Raw genomic sequence first — 25,257 nt, forward strand, 5'->3', positions numbered from 1 at the left:
AATAGCCATGTTATGGAAGCGTTTAAAAGTTCTGTGGTGGGATCATAAATTTTGGTTCGCCGTGGCCCTCGTCGTCGGGGCCCTGGTTTGTTTCAGCATCGTGGGGCTGGGTTCTCTGGATTCATTTTTTCTGCAGCAAATTTTAGGAACCCTGCCGCTCGAGCTGCTCAAAGCCATCGTCTGGTCGATTCTGGGAGCCTATTTCTTTGTTGTTCTGATTTACCGGGTGGGGATGCCGATGAGCGGGAGCAGCGGCTCCACGATCCGGGGTTCCGACAGCCAGGTGAGCTTCAAGGATGTCATCGGCCTGACCGAAGCCAAGCGGGAAGCCATGGAAGTGGTGGCGCTGATTAAGGACCGCGCGAAAGTGCGCAAGATCGGCGGGAAAGTGATTCGGGGGCTTCTGATGGTGGGTCCTCCGGGATGCGGTAAGACCTATCTGGCCAAGGCCATCGCGAATGAGGCCGGCGTGCCCTTTTTTTCCATTGCCGGCAGTGAGTTTGTCGAGGTATTTGTCGGTGTCGGTCCGGGTCGGGTCCGGAAGATTTTTAAGAAGGCCAAATCAGCGGCTTTCCTGCATGGTGCCGCCATCCTGTTTATCGACGAGCTGGATGCGATCGGCCAGGGCCGCAAATTCTCCATGTTCGGCAGCTCCGAGTCCGACAACACGCTCAACCAGCTGCTGGTCAATATGGACGGGCTGGCGCGGGAAGAAGGCGGCAATGTGATTGTGATCGGCGCGACCAATGCGGCCGAAGGCATACTGGATCCCGCGTTGTTGCGCCCCGGGCGTTTTGACCGCCGGATTAATATTTCCAAACCGAACCTCCGGGATCGCGAGGAGCTGTTTCGCTATTACCTCCAGAAGGTCAAGGCGGATGCTTCCATCGACGTGACCCGGCTGGCCCACAAGACCGTTGGAAAGTCGCCGGCGGAAGTGGAAAATGTCGTGAAAGAGGCGGCCTTGATTTCGCTGCGGAACCAGCGGGACTATGTCACGCTCAAGGACATGGCCGAGGCGATCGAGCGGATTGATCTGGGGCTGGAAACGCATCTGGAGCTCACCCCCCGGGAACGCGAGCGCACCGCCTATCATGAGTCCGGTCATCTGCTGGTCCTCTACCGGCAGCATCCCACCGACGATGTTTTTAAAGCCTCCATCAAGACACGCGGAGGCGCGTTAGGCGTGGTCTATCATCATCCGCGCGAAGAGCTTTACACGGAAACACGCGATGAGATTATGGCCGACATCAAAACCGCTCTGGCCGGGTATACCGCGGAAAAGATTAAGTACAAGGAAACGTCCACGGGGGTGTTCAGCGATTTCAAGCACGCCATGGCTCTGGCCCACCGGATGGTCTGGAGTTACGGGATGGGAACCAACGGGTTTGTCGGCGACTTCACCGTGATCCCGGAGAATCAGATCTCCGACGATATGAAAGACCGGCTCAATCAGGAGGTTCAGACCATTCTGCATCAGGCGGCGCAAGAAGTGGAAGCGTTTCTGCGCAGCGAGTGGGCCCTAGTGGACATTTTCGCCAAGGCCCTGTTGGAGAAAAATGAGCTGGATTACGACGATATTGAAACGGTATTTAAAGCGCATGGAAAAGAGCGGGTGTCCCTCTGATGCGTCGCTCCGTTCAAGGATTAATGGCGGCTGGCCTGGCGGCGGGGTTTGTTTTCACCGCCGGTCACTTTCATTGGTTTTCGGGCTGGCATCTGAAGCCCACTTATGCGTCGGCGCAGGTTTCCGAGAGCCTCAAGCGGATGTGCTTAAAAAATTATCACTTGTCTGTGCAGGTCCATCGGCAAGGGGATACCCTTCAGGTTTTTTTCTGGAAAATAGGGCTTCTGAAACCGAAGTCTTTTGAAATGCGGGCGGAGACGGCGGAGTCTCTGGAGAAAGTCCTTTTGTGCGCCACCCGCGTGGCACTGAGCACCGACGCTCCTTTGAAATTTATCGAAGTCAAAGCGGCGGATGTCCTGAGCGGAGCCTCCATTACCCTTTGGCGCTATGTTCCTGATATCCGGGATTCCATGTTTACCCGTTTCGGCGATGAAGAATTTATGAACCGTTTGGTCATGGACATCACGACGGAAAGAGAACGTGACGAAATGGGGGCTGAGCATTCATGGAGGCCTCCCATCACCCTGGCCACGTTTCTGGCCAAACAGGTGATTTTGCGGGCCCGCCGTCAATGCCAGGTCGTGTTTGTGGCTCATGAAGATTTATCCCAGCGCGCGACGCTCGCCGTGGTGGTGGACAACTGGTCAACGATTGCTAAACGCACCCCGCGTGAGAAAGCCGCGTTGACAGATGTGATCGAAAAAACAGCAAAGACGGTTCTGCATGGATACCGGTTCAGCGGTTTTCATGGCGTCGTGCTGAAAGATGGACAGGGAGTTGCTTTAAGAAGCTGGACGCTTTAGTTGGCTCGAATCTGCACACGGGAGGGGGAAGGAGACCGTGTATGGATGCGAATGGAAAAGTTAGGTTGTTGCTGGCCGACGAACATGCTCTGTTCCGGGCTGGTTTAAAAGACCTCCTGAATGGTGCCAGTCGTTTCGTGATTGTTGGAGAGGCCTCTTCCGGGCCGGAAGCCCTGGAGATGGTCGAGAAAAGTAAGCCGGATGTGGTCCTCCTGGATATCGGCTTGCCTGGGATGGACGGCATCGCTTGTACGCGGCAGATCAAACAGAAACATCCAGGGGTGATGGTGTTGGTCCTGTCAACCTACGACGACGAGCTGCATGTCATGGAAGCCCTTGAAGCCGGCGCCAATGGGTACCTGTCCAAACGGTTCTCGGCTCAGGACCTTCTGCAGTCGGTCGAGGCGGTTCACCAGGATTGTTATCTCATCCCGACCAACCTCATGGCCCGGTTAACAGGCGCCGATCATAAGCTGCAAGTGTCAACCCAGGAAGATTCCAGCGGAGCGGTAACCCGGTGCGAAATGCGGGTTCTGTTTTCATTAGCCCATGGATATTCCAATAAGCAGATTGCCGAGGAGATCTTCGTTTCCGAGAAAACGGTGAAAAATCACCTCAATCATCTGTTTAAGAAGCTGGGTGTCAAAAACCGCACCGAAGCAGTTCTTCGGGCGATGGAGCGCGGTTTAGTCGCCATGCTGTAAGAGTTTTTAACAGTCTCCTTCGAATACAAAGGGTATCCGTTCTCTTGCTGAGAGCGGATACCCTTGTTTTATCAAGGACTATCGTCATTCCCCGCGGGTTCTGGCGGGGAATCTATGCCTGAAGACAAGTTAGATCCCCTGCCAGTGGCCGCAGGGGATGACGGCATGGATTTTCAGGGCAAAAAAATGCCCGAAAGCGGGAGGGGGTTGCTTCCGGGCAAATTTTTAAGACTGGAGGGACATCCTCAGGTGGTTCTTGGCACCCTCATTGATTCCCCACTTGAGTGTAGCCCCTGCCTATTTCGACGATATTGCGGTCTTGTTAATTCGGTGTTACGTCGACGGAAAAGAGTTAACGCCGGCGGGAAGGTTTCTTGGAAATTTGCTTGAGCAGATCCCAGTTCGCCAGGACATCCTTGGATGTTTTCAGGGAGCGGCCTTTGAGGTGCTGCCGGTGATCCGCCTGATAACCAAAAACATGCGGATGGCGGAGGGTCAGTTTGCGGATCAGCGTACGGATGACATCGTCCATGGTAAAGCGGCCTTTTTCCTTGGCGATCTGCGCATGGAAAACGACCTGCAGCAGAAGATCCCCGAGTTCTTCTTCCATGTTGGGATAATCCCGTTTCCGGACGGACGCTTTGAACTCGTGGGCTTCTTCAAAGAGGTAGCGGAGCAGGCTTTGGTGGCTCTGTTTCCGGTCCCAGGGACATCCGCCGGGGCCGCGCAAGCGCTCCATGATGTCAAGCAATCGTTGGTAGGGGGTTATTCTCATGGTGGACTGGGCGGGACTTGCCCGACACACAACAGTCGGGCAGGCGCCTGTCGTGTGGCGCCTGAACCCGCAACCCGAAAGCTCGCGATAGTTCGTAATAGGTCTTGGTGAGCGACTATTCTCATGGTGGACTGGGCGGGACTTGAACCCGCAATCCTTTCGGAATACGGTCCTGAGCCGTACGCGTATGCCATTCCGCCACCAGTCCACGATGAGAACACGCAAGAGGACGTTGGCAAGAACACGATTTTATATAATTCCGGCACCGAATGAAAAAAGATAAGGCCAAAGCCCCGCCGCCGGCCATCTCCAACCGTAAGGCCCGTTACGATTATGAGATTCTTGAGACCCTCGAGACCGGCATCGTTCTCCTCGGTCCGGAGGTCAAATCCATCCGGGCCGGGAAGGCCAATCTTCAGGACAGTTTCGCCCGGGTGGAAAAGGACGAAGTTTTTCTGTATCAGATGCACGTCTCCCCTTACGCCTACACCCACCATCAGGATTTAAGCCCGACCCGCACGCGCAAGCTGCTGCTGCACCGGCAGGAAATCCGGAAACTCCTGGGGCGTGTCCAGGAAAAGGGATTGACCCTGGTCCCTCTGGAACTGTTTTTCAACAAGAAGGGGATCGCCAAGCTTGTCCTCGCCGTGGCGAAGGGGAAAAAAGGTCCGGACCGGCGCGAAGACATTAAGAAACGCGACCTTGAGCGGGATGCCCAAAGGGAATTTCGGGTCAAGACGAAGTTTTAAGTAGAATAAGACGACCATTTTGGAGAGGTGACCGAGTGGTTGAAGGTACCGCTCTCGAAAAGCGGCAGGGGTGAAAGCTCCTCGTGGGTTCGAATCCCACCCTCTCCGTATTTTTTATGAAGAAATTCTTTAAAATTCTCGCCGGTCTGCTCGTCATCTTGGTTAGTGTCGCCGTTGTGGGCAGTGTGTTACTCCGCATCTTTCTTCCTCCGGAAAAGGCCAAGGCGCTGGTCCTCAAACAGCTCACGACCCAGCTTCACCGGGAGGTGCGTCTGGGAACGGTGTCGGTCAGCCTGTTGTCGGGTCTTTCCGTTTCGGATCTGAAAGTCTCCGAATATCCGGATTTTTCCAAGGGGACTTTTCTCTCCAGCGACCAGTTTTCGATTCGTCTGTCGCTGCCTCCGCTGCTCTTCCGCAAAATCATCGTCCGGCAGCTGGCGCTCCGCCATCCGGTGATCACGATCGTCCGTTATCCGGACGGTAAAACGTATAACTTTTCCAGTTTGATCAAACCTTCCACCGCGCCGGTTTCCGCGGCCGCCGCTCCTGCCGCGTCCGCTCCAGCCAAAAAGCCCGCGCCCGCCACTCCTGAACCGTCGCTGGCGCTTCTGGTTTCGAACGCGAGCCTTGATAACGGGGTGGTGCATTTCGTGGACCATTCTCGGGCGGCTCAAAGCATGGATATCGACTCCATCAACGTGAAACTCGGTAACGTCAGCCTGGTGTCCCCGATCAGCCTGCAGATGTCTTTGAAAGTGAAAGCCAAACAGAAGACCGACGTGGCCTTGCAGCTGGCCGCCGAAGCCAATGTGTTGAAAGGCTCTCTAAAGATTAAGAACGGTTCGATCACCAGCGCGGGGACCCGGCTGACGCTGGCGGGCCAGGCCACCGCTTTGCGTTCCCCTAAACCGACGGTGGATCTGGTTCTGAATATCCAAGAGTTGAACCTTTCGACATTGAAGCCTTTTGTGGCGTTGCCTCCGGAGTTGCGCGTCGTCGGTCCTTTGACCGGTCAACTCCGTGTTAAAGGGGACCAGACCGCGATGGATTTTGAAACCACAGCGGATCTGTCCAATGCGGGCGTCGGTTATGGCGCGCTATTTCAAAAACCGGCCAAGACCGCGCTGACCGTTGCCGCAAAAGGGAATCTGGTGAATTTTCAGCAAGTGACCGTCAAGGATATGAAAATGTCTTTGGAAACGCTGCAGGTGTCGGGATTCGGGAACGTTCAAGGCCTTGCGGCCGCGCAACCAACGGTGGCTTTCCATCTCGAAACCAATCCTTTCCGAATTGAAGAGGTCTCACGTTATCTGCCGGGTCTTCTGCCGAAAGACGTGAGCCTGAAGGGGCCGACCTGGCTGGCCATGGACCTCTCGGGGACCACGAGCCTGATGCATGTGGCGGCCAAATGGCGCGGAACGGATCTGGCGATCGCGAAGATGAACCAGTTTGATAAACCGGCCGGTGTTCTCCTGGAAGCGTCACTGATCGGCGATCTCGCCAATCAGCAGACCCTGACGATGAGTAGCGTGGTGGCCCGGCTCGCTTCCCTGGAAGCGAAAGGCGATGGGTCCTACCGAATAGCGGGTGCCGGAAGTTTTGTGCTGTCCCTGAAAACAAACGCCTGGAAGATCCAGGATCTGGCCGCTCTGGTTCCGTCGCTGGAGCCTTATCAGGCCGCTGGCGTGGCTTCGGTGGACCTGCGCGCCTCCGGATCCCCCACCGCACCGGCCGTGAACGGAGTGTTGACGCTGCAGAATGTGTCCGCGCGATATGAGCGCAGCGCGTTGACGCATATCGCCGGCTCCATCACGTTTACGCAGCAGGATGCGGCCACGCCGCGGCTCACCGGCCAGCTGAATGGATCGGATTTCACGCTGAAGTTGATAGGGCATCGCTTGACCACTCAGCCGGACCTCAACGTGGACGCCACCGTGTCGGCGCTGGATCTCGATAAGCTCTTGCCGCCGGTCAAGAACACCCCGACTGCTTCAGGCCCCCGTGCCGTCATTGCGAGCGAAGCGAAGCAATCTGTTGTAGCCCCCGAGATGACAGATCGCCACGGCCCCCTCGTCTGTTCATGGGAAAAGGTTGGGGGCCTCGCGATGACGTTTTCGGCATTTGCTTTTGTGGCGCCTGCTTACGCGGCGGCTCCGCCGACATCCGCCTCTGCTCTGGGCCCCATGAAAATTCTCGCGCACCTGGCCGTTGGAAATATCAAGCACGAATTCTATCAGGCCCAGAATTTGGATTTTCACTGCAATCTGACGGATGTCACGCCGGATCTTTCACGGGTGAGCGGGACAGCGGATCTGAAACAGGGGGCGGGAAAACTGCAGAATCTGGAAAAGCTGGCCGCGCTCTCCAAAGGCGCGCGCATCGCCCTTCTGCCGCTGACCACGCTTCAAAAGATCGATAAACAAGGCCTGTTGAAAAGTGTTGGTCTGCCGTCGCTCCAATCGCTTACGTTCAGCGGCATACGGGGGGATTACACGCTTCGATCCGGAACGATGGATGTTCAGAATTTTGAGCTTCTCGGACAGCAGTTGTACCTGCAAGCCAAAGGCACCGTCGGCCTGGCGGGCGCGCAACCGCTGGCGATGCGCGTCACCATGAAACTGGTCGCGGGTTTGATCGGCGGGAGTCTGGGGCAAATCATGCGGGACGAAAGCGGCCGCGCCACGCTCGATTACTCGGTCACCGGTTCGGTTTCCGATCCGCATGTCCGCCTGGAGATGCAGGACGTGGGCCGCCGGGCGGTCCAGCAGCTCGGAAGCGAACTGCTCAAAGGGCTCGGCGTCGGTCGGCCTCAACAGCCCTCCAATGCCAACCCCCAGCCGGACAATGCCGCGCCTCCTCCGCCGGCTCCCAACCCGATCAGCGATCTCCAGAATCAACTGAAAAATATCTTCCATTAACTTATAATCATTCGGCCATCGGTTTGTCTCACCGCCGGAGGGATGCAAGAGTGGTTGAATTGGCTTCCCTGGAAAGGAAGTAGGGGCGCAAGCTCCTCGTGGGTTCGAATCCCACTCCCTCCGGTGGTGAGATAATAGATCGGACGGTGCTGGTAAGAGAGCAGGGGCGCAAGCTCCTCGTGGGCCTGCGCACTACGTTGAGCGCAGGTCCCATTCCCTCCGCCAACAAGCCTGTTTTTCCCTTCCCCGTGTTACATGGAATTAACATCCGCGTAATCTAGATGCGATTTGGCCTTGTTATAACCAAGATATGACTCACCGAATGATCTCAGGTGTCTTGTTGATGGCGGCTTGTCTGTTGGCAGCCCCGGTTTGGGGGGAGACGGGTCACCTGGAACAAGCGCGCGAGTTGATGGCCAAGAAGCAGTGGTCTCAAGCGTTAGACCATCTTAAGGCGGCTACAACGCAGTCCCCTGAATCCGTTGAAGCCTGGGACAGAACCCTGGAATGCGCGGGCCGGCTGAGCCGGTCATTCGATCAGATGGAAGCAGCGCAGAAGCTCCTCCAATGGCGGCCAGCGGATATCGTCCTCTATAACACGATTCATGCCCTCTATGGCCGGCAAGGCCAGCTTGAGCGCGGGCTCTGGTACGGCGAGCAGGCCGTTCGCATCGCCCCGAAACAGGCGGAGCTGCACTACAATCTGGGTGTGACCTATAGTCGGTTAGAACGCAACTCCAAAGCCATCGCCGCTTACCAGGAAGCGGTTCGTCTGGATACTGAATACCTTGAGGCCCGTTTAAATCTCGCTGATTTGTATAGGAAAATTGGTCATTCGGACGAAGCATTGGCGACAATTGAACGAGTTCTTGGGCTGAATCCTGACCATTATACGGCCCGGTTGAGCCGTGGAGCGATTTTGGAAGATCTTCATCGTTTCTCGGAGGCGGTGGCCGATTATCAGGTCGCTATCCAAAGCCGTCCTGATCAGGCTGATGGTTACCGCTTTTTGGGGTTGGCCTATCATGTCTGGGGCCGTAACGAGGACGCGTTGAGCGCCTGCCAGGATGGCTTGACACGCTTTCCGAAAGACATCCGCCTTCACGCCTGCGTGGCGGTGGTCCACCAGAGCCTGGGCAACCGGCAAACAGCGGAATCCGAGGTAGCCACCATTCGCAAACTGGATCCAGCCTTCGCCGCACGGTTCACGACGTCTTCCCGCCGCGATAGTTCCATTCGTTAAGACAACAAAAAACCCACGATGGTCATTCGTGGGTTCTGTTTGAATTACTGGAGGTGACCGGGATCCCCGCCACACCCCGGGCGGGCCCGCCTGACGTGTGGCGGGGAACCGGCGACCTGTCGCCAGCCGTCTGGTGACCGCTCTCTTATAAAGGGAGCGCGTTGCTGGAGGTGACCGGGATCGAACCGGCGACCTCATCGTTGCGAACGATGCGCTCTCCCAGCTGAGCTACACCCCCAGCAACGCGCCTGCCTAAACCAGCTGAGCTACACCCCCAAATCGACGGTATTATAACATGTATAATCTTTTTCAAGTCGTCATCCCCCGCGGTTGTTGGCGGGGGATCTAAATATTGATGATGGATCCCCGGCCAGTGGCTGCCGGGGATGACAGAGGTAAAAATGAGTTACCAAGTTCTCGCCCGGAAGTATCGCCCCCAGCTATTTGAAGAGATCGTCGGACAAGAGCATGTCGCGACGACGCTCATGAACGCCCTTCGCCAGAAGAAAGTGGCGCACGCGTACCTTTTTTCCGGACCGCGCGGGGTGGGAAAAACAACCACCGCCCGCATCCTGGCCAAGGCGCTCAACTGTGAAAAAGGCCCGACGCCGACGCCCTGCAACACCTGCGATTCCTGCCAGCGGATTGCGCAAGGCCAGGAGATGGTGGATGTGCTGGAAATCGACGCGGCCTCGAATCGCGGGATCGAGGAGATCCGGGAATTGCGCGACAATGTGCGTTACGCCCCGGCCCGCGGCCGTTACAAAATTTATATTGTCGACGAAGCGCACCAGATCACCCATGATGCCTTCAATGCCTTTCTGAAAACGCTTGAAGAACCGCCGGAACACGCAATTTTCGTACTGGCCACAACCGAGCACCAGAAAATTCCGGCCACCATCCTTTCCCGTTGTCAATTGTTTCGTTTCCGCCGTGTTTCTTCGGAAAACATCGCGACTCAGCTTAAGAAAATTCTTAAACAAGAGAAACTGGAAGTCGAACCCGAAGCGCTGCAGCGCCTGGCGCGCGCGGCCGGCGGATCGGTTCGTGATGCCTTGAGTTTGATGGACCAGGCCCTGGCCTATACCACAGGGACATTGACCTCTAGACAAGTGGAGCTTCTCCTGGGTTTCCTGCCGGATGAATTCCTGCAGGGATTCGCCTCGGCGCTCCTGGAGCGGAAACCCGAGGGGGTTTTGCAGTGGATCCGGCAGTTGGCTGAAGAGGGATGGGATTTGCCCCAGTTCGTGCGTGATTTCCGGGAATTCCTGCGCCAGACCCTGAGCGAGCAGGTTACGGCCGGTGTCAAAACAGAAGCCTTGATCATCGCCGGCCGCAAAACATCTCTTCCGGAAGTGCTGCACATGATTAAGGTCATGGGGCTATGTCTCGACGAGATGCGGTGGAATGATAGCCCCCAGTTGGTTTTGGAACTCTACAGCCTGCGCTTAACGCAGCCCTTCGTGGATGCCGGGGCCTTGCTCAAACGAATTGAGGAGCTTGAAAAAACGCCCGGCGGGCCCCCCAGCACCGTCCCCGTTTTTAAGCCGCAGCCTCTCGCTCATAAACCGTCGACCCCCGGGGAGACTCCTCTGTCATCCTCGGCAAGTTCCCCTTCGTCATCCCCGGGGGTTGTTTTACCGTCATTCCCCGCGGCCACAGGCGGGGAATCCATCGTGCCGTCATCAAAATGTTTGGATCCCCGGCCAGTGGCTGCCGGGGATGACAAAGGAGGACCTGCGGGGAATGACGAAAAAACTCCGCCCTCCGGCGAAGCGCGGGAACAGCTGACCGTGCAGTGGAAACGCCTGATCACGGAACTTTGGAAAAAACCGGCGGTGGCCTCCCATATGGAGCGAGCCCGTCTGAAAAGCGCGACCGAATCCGAATGGGTGATCGCGCTGGGGGATAAATTTGCGTTGGACTCGATCCAGCGTTCGATCAGCTTGGTCGCCGATACATTGGCTGGAATTCTGGGCCGTTCCGTCTCCGTACGGCTTGTCCAGGAAACCTCAGTTCCCGATGAAGAGGGGGCGAATGTGATGGTCCGGCCGGAGCAGGAAGAGCGTCTGGCGGCGGTTGTCAAAGACGTGAAAGTGAAGAAGATCCTGGATATGTTTAACGGAAGAATCCGGACCCCCGAGGAAAATCCGTGATCGCCCAGGCCCCCTCCCTCGAGCAGCTTCGTCAGAGGATGGCACTCCTGCCCGGGGTGGGCCCGAAAATGGCCGAACGGCTGGCCCTGCATATGCTCCGTATTCCGGAACATGAAGCGCAGAACCTGATCCGGGCGATCGAAGACGCCCGCCGCCAGGTGATGTACTGCCCCATCTGTTTTATGCTCACCGAAGAGACTCCCTGTCGTATTTGTGCGGATGCCGCGCGCGATCCGAAGCTGATCTGTGTCGTGGAGAACCCGCCGGACGTCGATGCGATCGAACGGACAAAGGTTTTCCGCGGTCGTTATCATGTGCTGCACGGTTCGCTGTCCCCTCTGGACGGCATCGGCCCGCAGGAGCTGAAGGTTTCGGAGCTTCTCACGCGTGTTCAGGAGGACCATATCCGAGAAGTCATTATTTCGACGGACCCCACCTTGGCGGGAGAGACGACCGCGACGTATCTGGCGGAAAAGCTTCATGCCTTCGGTGTTCGTGTCACCCGGATCGGTTATGGAATCCCCATGGGCGGCGACATCGAATATACGGATGAACTGACGTTAACGCGCGCTCTGGAGGGACGTCGGGAAATTTAGGCGGGTGTTAGATTCGCTGGATGAAGCCGTCTGCAACGGTCACCGGCGTCAGCTTTGGAGGTTGTTCAGCGTTGATGGGAGTGTTCCGCGGTACCGCGGCCAGGTCAGCCCCTCCGAAACGAATCACCGAAACTTGAGGCCACCCCAGCGTCGCACGATTTTTTGTTTCCAACCCCAAATCCAGGATTTCGCCTTTTTCAAAGGTCATCAATCCCCGGTCTTCTGAATCAAATTGATACCCCTGTGTCTGGAGGTAGTTCCAATCCTGATGGGTCGCTCCCATGCCATGAAGAATTTCATGCATCAGGGTCATGGGCTGGAATTTGCTGGCGGACAAAAAGATGATCCCGTCTCCCATATAAGAGGCTTCGCCGGTAGATTGTTCCCGGTAGTCGACCAGGATGACAAACGCTTCACCGGACAGACGATAGAGTTCCGGGATCGAGTGGGCATAGACGCGGGAGGTCAGGAGATGCCCGCCCGATGCGGTGGGGTCCATGTCCCCTTCCCGGACATACAAGGTGCGCAATCCGCCAAAGGAAAGGGAAAATTCGCCGCCGCTTAAGTAGTCGAAACCGCGGTTCATCTCGGACACTTTATCTTCGAAGAAAGAATCAATTTCATGGCGGCCGGGAAGCACAGGTTCATACATTTGCCCCGCGGGATGAGCCGGGATCAACTTGACAAAATAGATCGGAATGTTGCGCTGATGGCTCCACTGTTGATGGCTGTCCGGAACAGACGCTGTAAAAAGCGCTTTCCCGGTTTGCCCATTGAGCCGTTCGAGTGTTTTTAAGTGGCGGTGCAAATACTGAATGCTGCGAACGTCGCCTTCAAAACGGCTGCCTTCAATACCGTCCGCCGCGTATAGAGACAGCCAATTCTCGACGTTTTCCCGGGCGTTGCCGTATTGCCCGGTCGCCAGCAAAGCCTGGACACGCAGTTCCAGAAGACGTTTATCCCGCAGAAAATCGCGAACGGGGTTTAGGGCTACGGCTGTATTCTGAAGCACTTCGTTGTAGCGACCAGTCTTGAGAAGGCACTCCAACAAGGTAAAATCTATAGGAGCGGATGTATCGGGTGCCGGGGCATATTGACGGTATTCCAGCAAAGCCTCCTCATACCGATTGCTGCCGGCGAGTAAGGAGACCAGATGGTCTCTGGCGATTTTGGCCAGTTCGTCCGAAGGGAAGGCCTGAATCAGTTGTTTCAGGTAAGTGATTTTGTCATTGATGGAAATCTGGGTTTTTGCTGTTTCCAGCAGGTGCTGCGGGATATTGGTGCTGCTGTTGCTATAGGGAGAAAGGCCCAGGAAGGCGGCGGCATATAAACATCGGAATTGGGAGCGTTTCATCGTGCACAGGGTTTAACCCCCTCCGACGGTGAACTCAAGTAACTTCCTTGTAAATTTAAAAGCAGCCGATTTATAGATGTAAATATCAGGCGATGTCCGACGGGAAGAGCATATGGTTCCATCCATACGAATTTGGGCTGATATTTTTGAGCATGATCGTTCGATTTGCCGTTTTACAGTCGATCGGTCCGTGCATAAGGGTTTTGCCCGTTTCTCTTCAAAGGAGGCGGCCCTCGGATCTCCATTGATCGAGCGCCTCTATGCCATCGAGGGGGTTACGGCGGTTCTGGTGCGGAACCAGGAAGTGACCGTGACCAAAACGCCGCCGGTGGATTGGCAAGCCACTGGCCCGATCATCGGTGCAGCCATCCGGGCCCATATCCAGTCAGGCAAACCCGCCATTTCGCCGGAGGCGGCCCTTCAACTGTCTCCGGAAGATCAGTTGCGTCAGAAGGTACAGGACATTCTGGACACACAGATTAACCCGGCCATCGCCTCTCATGGCGGCTATATAGGGCTTCTGGATGTTAAAGGTACGACACTCCTTATTCAGATGGGCGGAGGCTGCCAGGGATGCGGTATGGCCAATGCTACGCTTCGAGACGGGGTGGAAAAGGTGCTTCGCCAGCAAATCCCTGAAATAACCGCGGTTTATGATGTAACCGATCACGCCGGTGGCGAAAATCCATATTGCAAATAATCGATAACACATCTAAATGTAGGCAAATATTAAATCTTGATAGAATTAGTCATGTATTGATATAATTACCCTGTGTCAAACGAAATAATTCGAGATCTAACCAAACAGGACTACAAATGGGGTTTTACTTCCCCCATTGATGCGGATACCTTTCCGCCTGGTCTAAATGAAGAAGTCATTCGGGCGATTTCGGCAAAGAAACAAGAGCCGGAATGGCTGCTGGAGTGGCGGCTCAAGGCGTATCGTCACTGGGTTGAACTTGTCGAGCCCCATTGGGCGAATGTCGTTTATCCTCCCATCGATTACCAGGCGATTCGCTATTACTCGGCGCCGAAAGCCAAACCCAAACTCAAAAGCCTGGATGAGGTGGATCCGGAGATTCGGAAAACGTTCGATAAGCTCGGTATTTCACTCCAGGAGCAGGAGCGCCTTTCGGGAGTGGCTGTTGATGCGGTGCTGGACAGCGTATCAGTCGCCACTACTTTTAAGGAAAAACTCAAGGAACTTGGAATTATTTTCGGCTCCTTCTCGGAAGCCGTCCGGGAACATCCGGATCTGGTCCGGACGTATCTGGGGACGGTGGTCCCTCCCGGGGATAATTTTTTTGCGGCACTGAACTCGGCGGTTTTCAGCGACGGCTCCTTCTGTTTTATTCCGAAGGGGGTTCGCTGCCCGATGGAGCTATCCACCTATTTTCGGATTAACGCGTCCATGACGGGCCAGTTCGAGCGCACCCTCATCGTGGCTGAGGAAGGCGCTTCCGTGAGCTACCTGGAAGGCTGCACCGCTCCCATGCGCGATGAAAACCAGCTGCATGCCGCGGTGGTGGAGTTGATCGCGCTCGATCACGCGCAGATCAAATACTCGACGATTCAGAACTGGTATCCGGGTGACAAGGACGGCAAGGGCGGCATCTACAATTTCGTTACCAAACGCGGGTTGTGCAAAGGCGCCCACTCGAAGATTTCCTGGACCCAGGTGGAAACCGGTTCGGCCATCACGTGGAAGTATCCCAGCTGCATCTTGCAGGGGGATGATTCGGTGGGCGAGTTCTACTCAGTGGCCCTGACCAATCATTATCAGCAGGCGGACACCGGCACCAAGATGATCCATGTGGGGAAGAATACCCGCAGCACGATCATCTCCAAGGGGATTTCCGCTGGCCACGGGCAGAATAGCTACCGCGGCATGGTCCGGATCTTGTCCGGGGCCAGCCATGCGCGGAATTATTCCCAATGCGACTCGTTGCTCATGAGCGAGACCTGCGGTGCGCATACCTTCCCCAGCATCGAAGTCAAAGAACCGAATGCCCAGATGGAGCATGAGGCCACCACGTCCAAAATCAGCGAGGACCAGCTTTTTTACTGCCGGCAGCGCGGCATCTCCGCCGAGGAAGCGGTCGGGATGATTGTCAACGGTTTCTGCCGGCAGGTCTTCCAGGAACTGCCGATGGAGTTCGCGGTGGAAGCCCGGAAGCTGCTCACGATGAGCCTCGAAGGAACTGTCGGGTAGCGCCAAGCCGTCATTGCGAGGAGGTCGCCAGACGTCTAGCGACCGACGTGGCAATCTTGCAGTGACCAGCGTCTACAACAGATTGCCACGCGCGGAATTCTAGTGGATCAGCGGATTCCGCGCTCGCAATGACAGCACGGAGGAGTTTGAAATGCTTGAAATTAAGAATCTTCATGCCGGTGTCGGAGAAAAACCTATTTTGAGGGGGATTAACCTGACCGTCAAAAAAGGCGAAGTTCACGCCATCATGGGCCCGAACGGCTCCGGCAAAAGCACGCTGGCTAATGTGCTTGCCGGGCGGGACGGTTACGTTTTGACGGAGGGCTCGGTCTCCTACGAGGGGAAAAGCCTGCTGGCGATGCTCCCCGAGCAACGGGCCGCGGAAGGCCTTTTCCTGGCTTTTCAGTACCCCGTCGAGATCCCGGGCGTGACCAACAACTACTTTTTAAAGACGGCGCTCAATGCCATTCGGAAAGTCCGGGGTGAACAAGAGCTGGATGCGATGGATTTTCTGAAACTGATCAAAGAGAAGGCGAAGTTGGTCGAAATGGATTCAGCGCTCCTGTCGCGTTTTGTGAATGACGGATTTTCAGGCGGGGAGAAAAAACGCAATGAAATCCTGCAGATGGCGGTGCTTGAGCCGCGCCTGGCGATCCTGGATGAAACGGACTCGGGGCTCGACATTGACGCGCTCCAGATCGTTGCGAGCGGAATTAACGCGCTTCGTAGCCCGGAGCGGTCCATGATCGTGGTGACCCACTACCAGCGGCTCTTGAATTACATTACGCCGGATTATGTGCACGTGTTGGCCGGCGGCCGCATCCTGAAATCCGGCGGCAAGGAACTGGCGTTGGAGCTGGAGAAAAAGGGATATGGCTGGATCGAAGACACGACACCAGGAGCGGCCACGGCGCGATGACAACCTCGACAGAAACGCTTCAGTTATCCGTTCTTCCGACCGATGCGCCGGTTCAAATCCATCGGGAGGGGAAAGAGATCCGTATTCAGGTTCCGCCGGACTGTCAGGCGGCTCTGTTCGAGAACTACGAGAGTCAGCAGGCGGAAGCCTATTACACGGAGACGACGCTGCGGGCGACGCTCGAGGAGAACGCGCGGTTGACGCATTACAAGGTCGTGCAAGAAGGGGTTCAGTCGGATCATCACTCTTTTCTGGAGGTTCTGGTCGGAAGGTCCGCGTCCTTCCAGTCGCATGTATTCCTCCTGGGAGGGAGCCGGATCAGCCAAACCATTCAGGTCCGGATAAATGGAGAGGGGGCGGAGTGTATTTTGAACGGCCTTTATCTCGGCACCGGCGAACAGGTTCTGGAAACGCATACATTGATTGACCATCTCCAGTCGCACGGGACTAGCCGTGAGCTTTATAAAGGCATTCTGGATCAAAAGTCGCAGGGGCTTTTCGACGGGCTGATCATCGTCCAAAAGAATGCTCAGAAAACGGATTCCATTCAAACGAATAAAAATCTTCTTCTGTCATCGACCGCCCGGGCGAAATCCAACCCGGAGCTCAAGATTCTGGCGAACGACGTCAAGTGCAAACACGGCTCCACGATCGGACAGATTGATCCCGCGCAGCTCTTTTACCTGCAATCGCGCGGGATCGGGCAGAGCGAAGCGCGCCGCCTGCTGATCTATGCTTTTGCCGGGGAGATGATCGCGCGGGTGGAGTGGGCGCCCTTGCGCGAGAAGCTGGACACGTTGCTCTTATCTCAATTCCATTCCTAGGATCTGACTATGTCTGAACTGAGCGATTTATATCAGGACGTCATCCTCGACCACAGCCGCCATCCGCATAACTACCACGCGATGCCGGACGCCACGCAAAAAGCGGAAGGATTCAACCCTCTCTGCGGCGATCGCGTGACCCTCTACCTGAAGCTGAAGGGCGATGTTGTGGAAGATATTAGCTTTGAAGGGAATGGGTGCGCGATCTCGAAATCCTCCACCTCTATTATGACGGATGTGCTCAAAGGAAAGACCAGGGCTGAGGTCAAAGCGTTGTTTGACCGCTTCCATCATCTCGTCACGGAAGGCGGCGCGATTGAGGAAAACGATAAATTGGCTGTATTCTCCGGCGTCTCCGCGTTCCCTATGCGCGTCAAATGTGCGGTGCTGGCCTGGCACACGCTTCGGTCCGCGCTGGAGGGAAAACCGGATCGGGTGTCAACGGAGTAACCATGCAAATCGGCGAATCCACCTCATTGGTTCGTGACTGCGACGTGGTGCAGATTCCGGAAGGGTTTCAAGTCCGGCTGGCCCGCGGAACGAATGTCCGGCTGCTCCAGGCGCTGGGGGACACCTTCTCGGTGATGACGGAGTACGGCACGCTGGTTCGTATTCTCGGAAAAGATGCCGACGCCATCGGGATGCCGCCGCCGGTTGAAGGGGATGCGGTTGCGCCAACAGCGATCCCCTCCACCGCTGAGGAGTTAAAGGAGCGCGTCTGGACAGCCCTCCGGTACGTCTATGACCCCGAGATTCCGATCAATGTGGTCGAGCTGGGCTTGATTTATAAAAATGAGGTCACCCCGCTGGCGAGCGGATATAAGGTGGAGGTGGATATGACACTGACCGCCCCGGGTTGCGGCATGGGGCAGGTGTTGAAAGAAGATGCCGAGCGCCGCATTCGTATCCTTCCTGGTGTTCAGACGGTCAGCGTCCAGATTATCTTCGACCCGCCCTGGGATCAAACCCGGATGTCCGAAGCCGCCAAACTCGAGTTAGGCCTGGCCTAGTTAGGGGGTAGCCGTTTCGTTTAGTGGGGAAGCGTTTTTAGAGCAGTCTGGACAGCGTCCACCAGTTCATTCGGGATGATGGGTTTGTGGACAAACCCGACTCCGGTCTTAAGGAACTCTTCGATTCGGGCGGGATTGGATTCACAGGAGGCAAAAATGAACGCGGTCCGGGCGATGGCGGGGTTCTTTCGAACCTGTTCCAGAAGGTCCAAGCCGTTCATCCCCGGCATTCCAATGTCGACAATGGCCAGATCCAGCCCGCCACCCTCCAGCAAGCGTAGTGCGGCTTTCCCATCTTCCGCCTCCTGGAAAGACTCAATCGGCAGTCCGGCCATTTTCAAGTAACGCATAATGAGCGCCCGCATCGCCGCGCTGTCATCCGCAATTAGTACATGAGCACCCATCGCACAATCCTCCTATGAAAACGATTCCGAAGTTTACTTCCCATTTTCATCCATTTCAAGTCTTTCGCGTTCCCATATTCCGGAAATAATCATCCATATACTCTTGGGCCCGTTTAAATTGCGCCCGGATTTCGACAAGCAAAGCGTCAGAACCCGTCAGATCTTTAGCCTTGGCTCGTTTCTCGATCCCGCGCAAAAGCGGAACAACCGCGCTGACCCCATAGCTGGCGCTGGTGCCGATTAGACCGTGAGCCACCGCAGCCGCCGCAGTTGCATCAGCGCTTCTGAGGGTAGACTCCAACCCCTGGAGCCTTTCCGTTATTTCGTCCCAAAAAATGCGGAAGAGCGTTTGCAGCTCGGCCGGATTATTCCCCATGCTTTCCAGCAGGTCCGCCAGGTCCACCCATTTTTCGGGCGGCTCCTCCGTAATCTTATCCTGTTTACAGGAGCGATCCGGAGACAACCAGCGCTTAACCAGTTCCTTTAGATCGTTAAACCGAACGGGCTTGGCTAGGTAGTCGTCCATTCCGACTTGACGACAGTTCTGCTCCTCTCCCCCCAAAGCATTGGCCGTAATCGCAACAATCGGAGTATGCCGGCCTTGCGCTGTTTCCCGACGGCGGATCTCCGCGGTGGTCTGATAGCCGTTAAGCCCGGGCATCTGACAATCCATCAAAACCAGATCATAGGGGTGCTTTGCCATGGCTTCCAAAGCCTGATGGCCGTCAGAGACGATGTCCGCACGGAAACCCAGATTCTTCAACTGACAAGAAAACAATACTTGGTTGGCTGCATTATCTTCGACGACCAGGATTTGGACGGGGTGCGTTTCCCCCTTTGAAGCAGTAATCGGTATGAGCACCTCCGGTGTTCCCGGTGCAAAATGCTTGGACGGAGCCGGGGGGACGTGTCCAGGATCAAAGGAAAGGGCGGCCACCAGGCCTTCATATAAGTGGGTTTTTAAAATGGGCTTGTATACACAACTTTCCAACCCTCTTCGTCGCATCTCATCGAAGTCCAGCCGATGGTTCGGGGGAGATAAGAGCACCACACGGGTGGCGGCCAGGCGCGAATCCTGCCTGAGGTGGTCCAAGAGGGACAACCCATCGAAATCCGGAGTGCCGTGGTCCAGTAAGACAACGTTCCAGGGCGTTCCTTCAAAAAGACCTAGCCGTAACCAGGCCAAAGCCTCTCGGCTGTCTTTAACCGCATCGGACTTCAGCCCCCAGTCAATCAACTGCTGTCTTAAAATCCGCCTCAGGTTATCCGCCGGACTGACGATCAAAACGGACATTCCTTTAAAAGCGTTCACATCAAAAGAAGCTTCAGAGGTGGTTTCGGATCCTTTCTGAAGCTGGACTCTGAACCAGAAGGTGGAGCCATGCCCCGGTGTGCTCTGAAATCCGATGGCGCCGCCCATCAACTCCACCACCTGCTTCGAAATAGCCAATCCCAATCCTGTCCCGCCGAACTTCCTCGTTATAGAAGAATCCGCTTGTGTAAAGGGATGGAACAACTGCTGTTGGTGTTCCGGGTTGATGCCAATACCGGTGTCCGTCACAATGAAGCACAAGCTGAGGGAAGCCTCGGTTTCTGTTTCCTTGAAGATGCGGAAAAACACTTCGCCCTTTTGGGTAAATTTAACGGCATTGCCCAACAGGTTTGTCACCACTTGTCGTATACGTCCGGGATCGCCGCGCAGGTGTCGGGGGATGTCGTCAGGAATCTCCACAATCAGTTCGAGGCCCTTGGTATAGGCTGGATACGAAAGCACTGCAAACACGTTATCGATCATCCCATGCAGATTAAAATCGATCGTTTCAAGGATCAGGTTTCCTGACTCGATCTTCGAGAAATCGAGAACATCGTTGATCAATTCCAAGAGTTGGTTCGCGGAAGACAGGAGGGTGTTGGTGTATGTCTGCTGATCCAAGGTGAGGGGGGTCTGTAGCAGCAATTCGGTCATGCCGATGACGGTATTCATCGGAGTCCGAATTTCGTGGCTCATATTGGCGGTAAATTCGGATTTGAATCGGACCATTTCCAGAGCCATGACGTTCGCTTTTTTCAGCTCTTTTTCCATCATCTTCCGTTCGGTAATATCATGGACCGACTCGATGGCGCCAATCCGCTGACCTTTGGAGTTATACAGCGGCGCGGCCACGGCCACGACGTACGCCTCCCCGCGCCGGGCATTGTGTACGAACGTTTCTCCGACGACCGTTTCGCCCTCCATGGAGAACTGAACGTAGGATTCCTGGATCTTCTCTGATGGATGAAGCACCCTGTCGATCAGGATGGGACGGCGTTGCCCATAAAAAGGAAGGCTGTACTCATAGTTTCCCTTGCCCAGCATGTCCGCTGCTTTCAGGCCTGTAAATTCCTCTGCGGTTCTGTTCCAGATTAATAGGCGTCCCTCATTGTCCGTCACAAAGGTTGCGACAGGAATCGCATTGAGGATGGATTCGTAAAGCACTTTGGCGTCCCGGATAGCTTCTTCAGCTTTCTGGATTTCGGTGATATCCTGGTTAACTCCCCGATACCCAAGAAGAGATCCTTGCACGCTCAGTATCGGGGTGCCGCTGGCGGAAATCCAGCGCACGCTGCCGTCCTTGTGCAGATAGCAGCTGACAAAACGATTGGCGGGTGACTTTTGAGAGAACGCTTTCAGCGCCCCCTGCCTCAACGCGTCACGTTCCGTTGGAGAAAAGAAATCGAAGAAATGCTTTTTCCCGATCACTTCGTCCAGCGAGTACCCCAGAACCTTTTCGATAATCGGGCTCGCATAGGTGCACAGGCCTTTGGCGTCGGTTTCCCAGACCCACTCTCCGGCGTTCTCCACTACCTGCTGAAATCGTTCTTCGCTCTCTTTCAGGGCGGCTTCAGCCCACTGACGTTCCCTGAGATCCTTGGCCACCAGAATAGCTCCAGCGGGGGTTCCATCAGGATTTCGAAAATCAGAACCCGACAAAAGGACGGGGATTTTTTCTTTTTGATGATTCGAGAGAACCGTCTCCTGATTTACGAGAGGAGTCCCTTTCAATATCTGTTCGACTCCTGCGATCCATCTTTCGGATGACGCTTCGCCCTGGAGCTCGGTCACGGACCGTCCCAGAAGGTCCTCATCGGTATAACCCAGAAGATCACAGGTCGAACGGTTCACCATTCGAATAAGACTTGCCGAGTCAATCACGACCAGGGCATCCGGCATCTGAGTAACCACCCCCATCACAAAGTCCTTCGACACCGTGGTTTTGGCCAGATCCCGGCTCATTTCATTAAAGCTTCGGGAAAGGTTCCCCAATTCGTCCGAGGAGCCTTCCGGAACATTAATCCCCAACTCCCCATGCCGCATGCGATCCGTGGCTAGCAGGAGTTGGTGGATCGGAGCGAAGAGCCTGTGCAGTCCCAAAAGAATAAAAGAGACCATCAAGCCGGCAAATCCCAAGAGGATAACCCCTACGGTTTGGGAGATTTGTCGGGCGGTCCTGAGAATATTCTCGAGTGGCAGAGCCAGGCGCAGGGTTCCGAGACGGCGCTGGCGAGAGTTGGGTTGGGGTTCGCCCCAGAACACGCTGTCAGATTGTTTTTCTACCTCGCTATACCAGATGGGATAGAACACCTCGACAATTCGCCGGCCTTGATAGGTTCCCGGTTGGGATTGGGGGTGGCTTGTCTGAAGAGCGGCCCGTGTAAATGGATCCCGGTAAATTCGGCCTCGTTCCATGACGTTGGTGTGGGCCAACACACGTCCGTCCGGATCCAAGACGAACGCATACGGCATATTATCGCGATCCGCCAGAGAGCGGAGGATCGAAAGAAAAGCGGTTTCACCCCGGGTTTGAAACGCATTTGAAAGCGCCGCCGTTTGTTCTTTGACTTCCGCCATCTTCGAGGAAACCGCTTTATCGGTCATGATCTGGCGGACGGTTTTCTCCGTCAGGTACAACACCCCAATTGTGGACAACGTCGCGAAGGGCAAGAGCAGCACCAGCATTTGGTTTTGAAGCTTCACGGAAGGACCTGTTCAGCACCGCGCAAGACATTCTCCGGGATCTCCAATCCTGAGCGCTCCGCCACGCTTCGGTTCACAACAAAACTCGTTTTCTCAGGATAAATGATGGCTGGCAGGGACTCTCCCTCCAGTGCCTGCTTGGCGACCCATGCGGTCGTGCGCCCGATTTCTGCATAGGAACAGGAGACGACAGCAGCCGCTCCTTTCCCTACCAAACCCGCTGTGGGTAAATACAGCGGCAGTTTATTCTGTTCCGAAAAATTCTTTAGGGTAAACAGTGTTTCATTTGTAATGAAGAAAGGATCCGGAGGAATCCACAGAGCGTCAACCCGGCCGGGAAGTGAACGAAGCGTTGACGGCAAATCCGTTAGATGCTTCTGTGGGAGTGACACAATGGTTATTCCCAGAGAGGCCGACGCCGATTTTAAGTCGTCAATATACCGTTCGATCGGCTGAGATAACCCCAGGATAGCCAGCCGGCGCAGAGAAGGCTGAAGAACTTTCAGATTGACCAAAAGCGCCGAAGCAGAAGGCACCATGGCAATTTGCGTCACCGCCGCCGGGGGTCGAGCCGAATCGATACGAATGCCGGGGGCCATGGCGCAAATCAATATGGTTCCGGCGGGATAGTGTGCCAGAGCCGCCTTACTGCCAAAAGCAACGACGATTTGAACGTCTTTGGGCACCTCCATTGAGTTAGGGGTCAAGTGTAGGACGGAAATGGGTTCCGTGAAATGAGTCCGGAAGGAATCGAAGGCTTGTCGATAGGGAGCCAGATCGGAACTCAGGACAACGGCCACGCGAGCTCCTGATGCCGCCTGAGCGTTGGTCGCAGCCACCCCCATGGCGAACAGGATCCCGCCAAGCGCGAACCGGATGCGGTGGCTTAGGTGGAGTTTAGCGACGCGGCGCACCGAAGGCGACCTCCAATCCGAGCGTGAAATTGCGGCCATTTTGCTCAAGGGCATCCTGGCGATGCTCTTCAGCTCCGGAGACGCTGTAGCGTGCGTCCAGCACGTTGTAGACCCCGGCATACACCCGAGCCTGTTTTGTGAGTTTCAGTGACGTGATCAGATTGACGGTGGCATAGGCCGGTAGCATCGTATTTTGAAGTGTTCGGGTGGGGCTGACAACCACCATATCGGCGGCCACTGAAATTCTTTCGTGGATAGACCCTCGCAGACCGACCGTCCCAATTTGAGCCGGTGAGTTGGTTAGTGTTCCCAAACCTGATTCATAACTTTTCTGTACAAGGTACCCCAAGCGGCCGGACAGGTTTCTGGAAAAGGCGCTCTTGGCGGTGATTTCAAGACCCTGAGAGATGACCTTTTCTTTATTCTGATATTGAATGAGTCCGTCGTCCGGATCAGTCACCTGGCTGATCAAGTCGGAAATCGTATTGTGGTAAAGACTGACACTCAAAGAATTGGGCCTTCCAAATTCTTGCAGCCACACGAGTTCGCTGGAACGAATCTTCTCCGGACGAAGTAAGGGGTTGGATTTGTTGCCGATGACGTTATAGAACATCTCAAAGGCAGAGGGTGAACGGAAGGCCGATCCATACATGAGTTTAAATACGCTGGATTCTAGGGGTCGATAGACGAGAGCCAGGCGTGGGTTGAGCGTATTTCCAAAGGACTCGTAGTGATCTAGGCGCAAGCCCAGAGTGAACTGAAGCTGGGTGAAGGGCGCATACTCCTGTTGGAGAAAAAATGCCCACCGACTGAGTCGTTGGTCGTTATCCAGCAGCAACTCATAGGGGTCCTCGTTGAAGTTTTTCTGATGGGTCTTCAAGTTTTTCTCGAATTCTTGACCGAGTATGAGGGTGTTGGGTTTTCCCCAAGGTGTCAGGAGGAGCCTGTTCTCTTCCCCATACCAATTCGCCTTGGCGTAATCCCGGTTAAGGACGGCAGGGGTCTGTGGTGGGTCCTCCTGGGCGTAGCGGGCGTCGTATTCATACCAGTCGTAGTAGAGCCGGGCTGTCCAGTGGATGAAATCGGTCCAGTCCTTCTCCACTTGAGTTTCAATGAAATCCCTGGAATCCGTTGTTTCGGTGTGAGAATCATTGAAGCGTGCATCGAAGGCTCCCGTGGGGACCCGCTTGGTACGCTGGCCAGAGGCCCCTTGGAAAGAGAAGAGGGATCCCATGTAACGGGTATAAGCGTTGTAGCTTCGTTCGCGGTCAGAGTTTGTAGCGATTCCTTCGTTGATCGAGGCGTATTCCTTGTAGAACAGGTCCTGTCCTCCCATGGAACGGTAGGATCCCGAAGCGTACCAGCCGTTCTTCTCCTGAGAGACTCCGCTGGCGGAAACAAAAGCCTTGCCGGTTTGGTAACTGCCGTATTCGATTGCCGTTTCGACGGGTGCGGTTTCGGCAGGGGTCTTGGTGAGAACGTTGATCACCGCAAAAAACGCGCTATCTCCGTATAATGCCGATCCCGGTCCTTTGATGACTTCGATCTGTTGGATAGACTTAATATCGACAGGCAGTTCATTGGCAACATAGGCTGCCCCATACACATTCTCATTAATGCGGTGGCCGTTGATCAGGAGCAGGACCCGGGTGTTGTAATCCCCAGGACGGCCAAAACCCCGAACGCCAACGTAGTTGTAATTTCGGTCGTCACTGATATAGAAACCCGGGACCTGCTGTAACGCTTCAGCGAGAGTCCGGTAACCGTATTGCTCGATCTCGGCCGCGGAAATGACATAGGCGGACGCCGGCGCCCAGGAGGTGGACTGGGCATGTTTGGTCGCAGCATGGACGATTTCGGCTTCCTGGGCAAAGAACAGGACGTCCTCATTGTCCGCCCCCTCCGCAGAGGACGCTGGTGCCCCCAGCAACGACGCAACAAAAAGAAATAAGAAAATCTTTCGAGAAATCATAAATACGGTCTCTCCTTAAATAGGTAGATACAAGTTTTAACACTCCAAAGGGGTGTCACACT

Annotated in this window: 20 protein-coding genes and 4 tRNA genes; 16 read left to right on the forward strand and 8 right to left on the reverse strand. The window is 55.4% G+C overall.

Annotated features, from left to right (window positions below; translation table 11 throughout):
* The first annotated feature begins 7 nt into the window (after nt 1–7).
* From WC859_00135 to WC859_00145, 3 genes are read left to right on the forward strand one after another with little or no spacing between them, the layout of a single operon-like run.
* Nucleotides 8–1,627, forward strand: coding sequence for an AAA family ATPase (locus tag WC859_00135; protein MFA5974562.1), 1,620 nt, complete (start codon nt 8–10; stop codon nt 1,625–1,627).
* Complete coding sequence (locus WC859_00140; GenBank protein MFA5974563.1) at nt 1,627–2,430, forward strand: hypothetical protein; 804 nt, start codon at nt 1,627–1,629, stop codon at nt 2,428–2,430. Before WC859_00135 ends, WC859_00140 begins: the two co-directional genes overlap by 1 nt.
* A gap of 41 nt (nt 2,431–2,471) precedes the next feature.
* Entirely contained in the window at nt 2,472–3,134 is a 663-nt protein-coding gene (locus tag WC859_00145; protein MFA5974564.1) for a response regulator transcription factor, read from the forward strand.
* Between the two features lie 352 nt (nt 3,135–3,486).
* On the opposite strand, the gene WC859_00150 is transcribed toward WC859_00145, so the two are convergent.
* Nucleotides 3,487–3,909, reverse strand: coding sequence for a MazG nucleotide pyrophosphohydrolase domain-containing protein (locus WC859_00150; protein ID MFA5974565.1), 423 nt, complete (start codon nt 3,907–3,909; stop codon nt 3,487–3,489).
* Nucleotides 3,910–4,033: 124 nt separating this feature from the next.
* Nucleotides 4,034–4,117, reverse strand: a tRNA-Leu gene (locus WC859_00155).
* Nucleotides 4,118–4,178: 61 nt separating this feature from the next.
* On the opposite strand from WC859_00155, the gene smpB reads away from it, so the two are divergent.
* The 5 genes from smpB (at nt 4,179) to WC859_00180 (ending at nt 8,819) form a co-directional block, all read left to right on the forward strand.
* Nucleotides 4,179–4,658, forward strand: coding sequence for an SsrA-binding protein SmpB (gene smpB / locus WC859_00160; GenBank protein ID MFA5974566.1), 480 nt, complete (start codon nt 4,179–4,181; stop codon nt 4,656–4,658).
* Between the two features lie 21 nt (nt 4,659–4,679).
* A tRNA-Ser gene (locus tag WC859_00165) sits at nt 4,680–4,766 on the forward strand.
* Complete coding sequence (locus tag WC859_00170) at nt 4,742–7,576, forward strand: AsmA-like C-terminal region-containing protein (protein ID MFA5974567.1); 2,835 nt, start codon at nt 4,742–4,744, stop codon at nt 7,574–7,576. The genes WC859_00165 and WC859_00170 overlap by 25 nt, the downstream gene beginning before the upstream one ends.
* A gap of 36 nt (nt 7,577–7,612) precedes the next feature.
* Nucleotides 7,613–7,699 (forward strand) — tRNA-Ser (locus WC859_00175).
* 199 nt (nt 7,700–7,898) lie between these two features.
* On the forward strand, nt 7,899–8,819 hold the full coding sequence (locus WC859_00180) for a tetratricopeptide repeat protein (GenBank protein MFA5974568.1): 921 nt from the start codon (nt 7,899–7,901) through the stop codon (nt 8,817–8,819).
* Nucleotides 8,820–8,984: 165 nt separating this feature from the next.
* On the opposite strand, the gene WC859_00185 is transcribed toward WC859_00180, so the two are convergent.
* Nucleotides 8,985–9,057, reverse strand: a tRNA-Ala gene (locus tag WC859_00185).
* Nucleotides 9,058–9,220: 163 nt separating this feature from the next.
* Between WC859_00185 and dnaX the strand changes: the two genes are divergently transcribed.
* Together dnaX and recR are read left to right on the forward strand one after the other, a co-directional pair.
* Nucleotides 9,221–10,975 carry a DNA polymerase III subunit gamma/tau gene (gene dnaX, locus WC859_00190; GenBank protein MFA5974569.1) on the forward strand — a complete coding sequence of 585 codons (1,755 nt, stop codon included), beginning with the start codon at nt 9,221–9,223 and terminating at the stop codon, nt 10,973–10,975.
* Complete coding sequence (gene recR, locus WC859_00195; GenBank protein ID MFA5974570.1) at nt 10,975–11,571, forward strand: recombination mediator RecR; 597 nt, start codon at nt 10,975–10,977, stop codon at nt 11,569–11,571. The genes dnaX and recR overlap by 1 nt, the downstream gene beginning before the upstream one ends.
* Before the next feature lie 7 nt (nt 11,572–11,578).
* Here recR and WC859_00200 read toward each other — a convergent pair whose 3' ends face one another.
* A complete protein-coding gene (locus WC859_00200) occupies nt 11,579–12,925 on the reverse strand; it encodes a hypothetical protein (protein ID MFA5974571.1) in 1,347 nt (448 codons plus the stop codon).
* A gap of 112 nt (nt 12,926–13,037) precedes the next feature.
* Here WC859_00200 and WC859_00205 point away from each other — a divergent pair, with 112 nt between their 5' ends.
* The 6 genes from WC859_00205 (at nt 13,038) to sufT (ending at nt 17,890) form a co-directional block, all read left to right on the forward strand.
* Entirely contained in the window at nt 13,038–13,625 is a 588-nt protein-coding gene (locus tag WC859_00205) for a NifU family protein (protein ID MFA5974572.1), read from the forward strand.
* Between the two features lie 72 nt (nt 13,626–13,697).
* Nucleotides 13,698–15,137, forward strand: a complete 1,440-nt coding sequence (sufB, locus tag WC859_00210) for a Fe-S cluster assembly protein SufB (GenBank protein MFA5974573.1) — start codon at nt 13,698–13,700, stop codon at nt 15,135–15,137.
* A 151-nt stretch (nt 15,138–15,288) separates the two neighbouring features.
* Nucleotides 15,289–16,056: a Fe-S cluster assembly ATPase SufC gene (gene sufC, locus WC859_00215; GenBank protein MFA5974574.1), complete on the forward strand. Its 768-nt coding sequence runs from the start codon at nt 15,289–15,291 to the stop codon at nt 16,054–16,056.
* Nucleotides 16,053–16,880: a Fe-S cluster assembly protein SufD gene (gene sufD, locus WC859_00220; protein MFA5974575.1), complete on the forward strand. Its 828-nt coding sequence runs from the start codon at nt 16,053–16,055 to the stop codon at nt 16,878–16,880. Before sufC ends, sufD begins: the two co-directional genes overlap by 4 nt.
* Nucleotides 16,881–16,889: 9 nt before the next feature.
* A complete protein-coding gene (locus WC859_00225; GenBank protein ID MFA5974576.1) occupies nt 16,890–17,330 on the forward strand; it encodes an SUF system NifU family Fe-S cluster assembly protein in 441 nt (146 codons plus the stop codon).
* Between the two features lie 2 nt (nt 17,331–17,332).
* Complete coding sequence (gene sufT / locus WC859_00230; protein ID MFA5974577.1) at nt 17,333–17,890, forward strand: putative Fe-S cluster assembly protein SufT; 558 nt, start codon at nt 17,333–17,335, stop codon at nt 17,888–17,890.
* A gap of 20 nt (nt 17,891–17,910) precedes the next feature.
* Here sufT and WC859_00235 read toward each other — a convergent pair whose 3' ends face one another.
* From WC859_00235 to WC859_00250, 4 genes are read right to left on the reverse strand one after another with little or no spacing between them, the layout of a single operon-like run.
* Nucleotides 17,911–18,294, reverse strand: coding sequence for a response regulator (locus WC859_00235; protein MFA5974578.1), 384 nt, complete (start codon nt 18,292–18,294; stop codon nt 17,911–17,913).
* A 55-nt stretch (nt 18,295–18,349) separates the two neighbouring features.
* Nucleotides 18,350–22,309, reverse strand: coding sequence for a PAS domain S-box protein (locus tag WC859_00240; GenBank protein ID MFA5974579.1), 3,960 nt, complete (start codon nt 22,307–22,309; stop codon nt 18,350–18,352).
* Nucleotides 22,306–23,262 carry an ABC transporter substrate binding protein gene (locus WC859_00245; GenBank protein ID MFA5974580.1) on the reverse strand — a complete coding sequence of 319 codons (957 nt, stop codon included), beginning with the start codon at nt 23,260–23,262 and terminating at the stop codon, nt 22,306–22,308. The genes WC859_00240 and WC859_00245 overlap by 4 nt, the downstream gene beginning before the upstream one ends.
* Nucleotides 23,207–25,195, reverse strand: coding sequence for a TonB-dependent receptor (locus tag WC859_00250; protein MFA5974581.1), 1,989 nt, complete (start codon nt 25,193–25,195; stop codon nt 23,207–23,209). Before WC859_00250 ends, WC859_00245 begins: the two co-directional genes overlap by 56 nt.
* Nucleotides 25,196–25,257: the final 62 nt, after the last annotated feature.

This window comes from Elusimicrobiota bacterium (assembly GCA_041660185.1).
GTDB lineage: Bacteria > Elusimicrobiota > Elusimicrobia > 2-01-FULL-59-12 > 2-01-FULL-59-12 > JBAZWU01.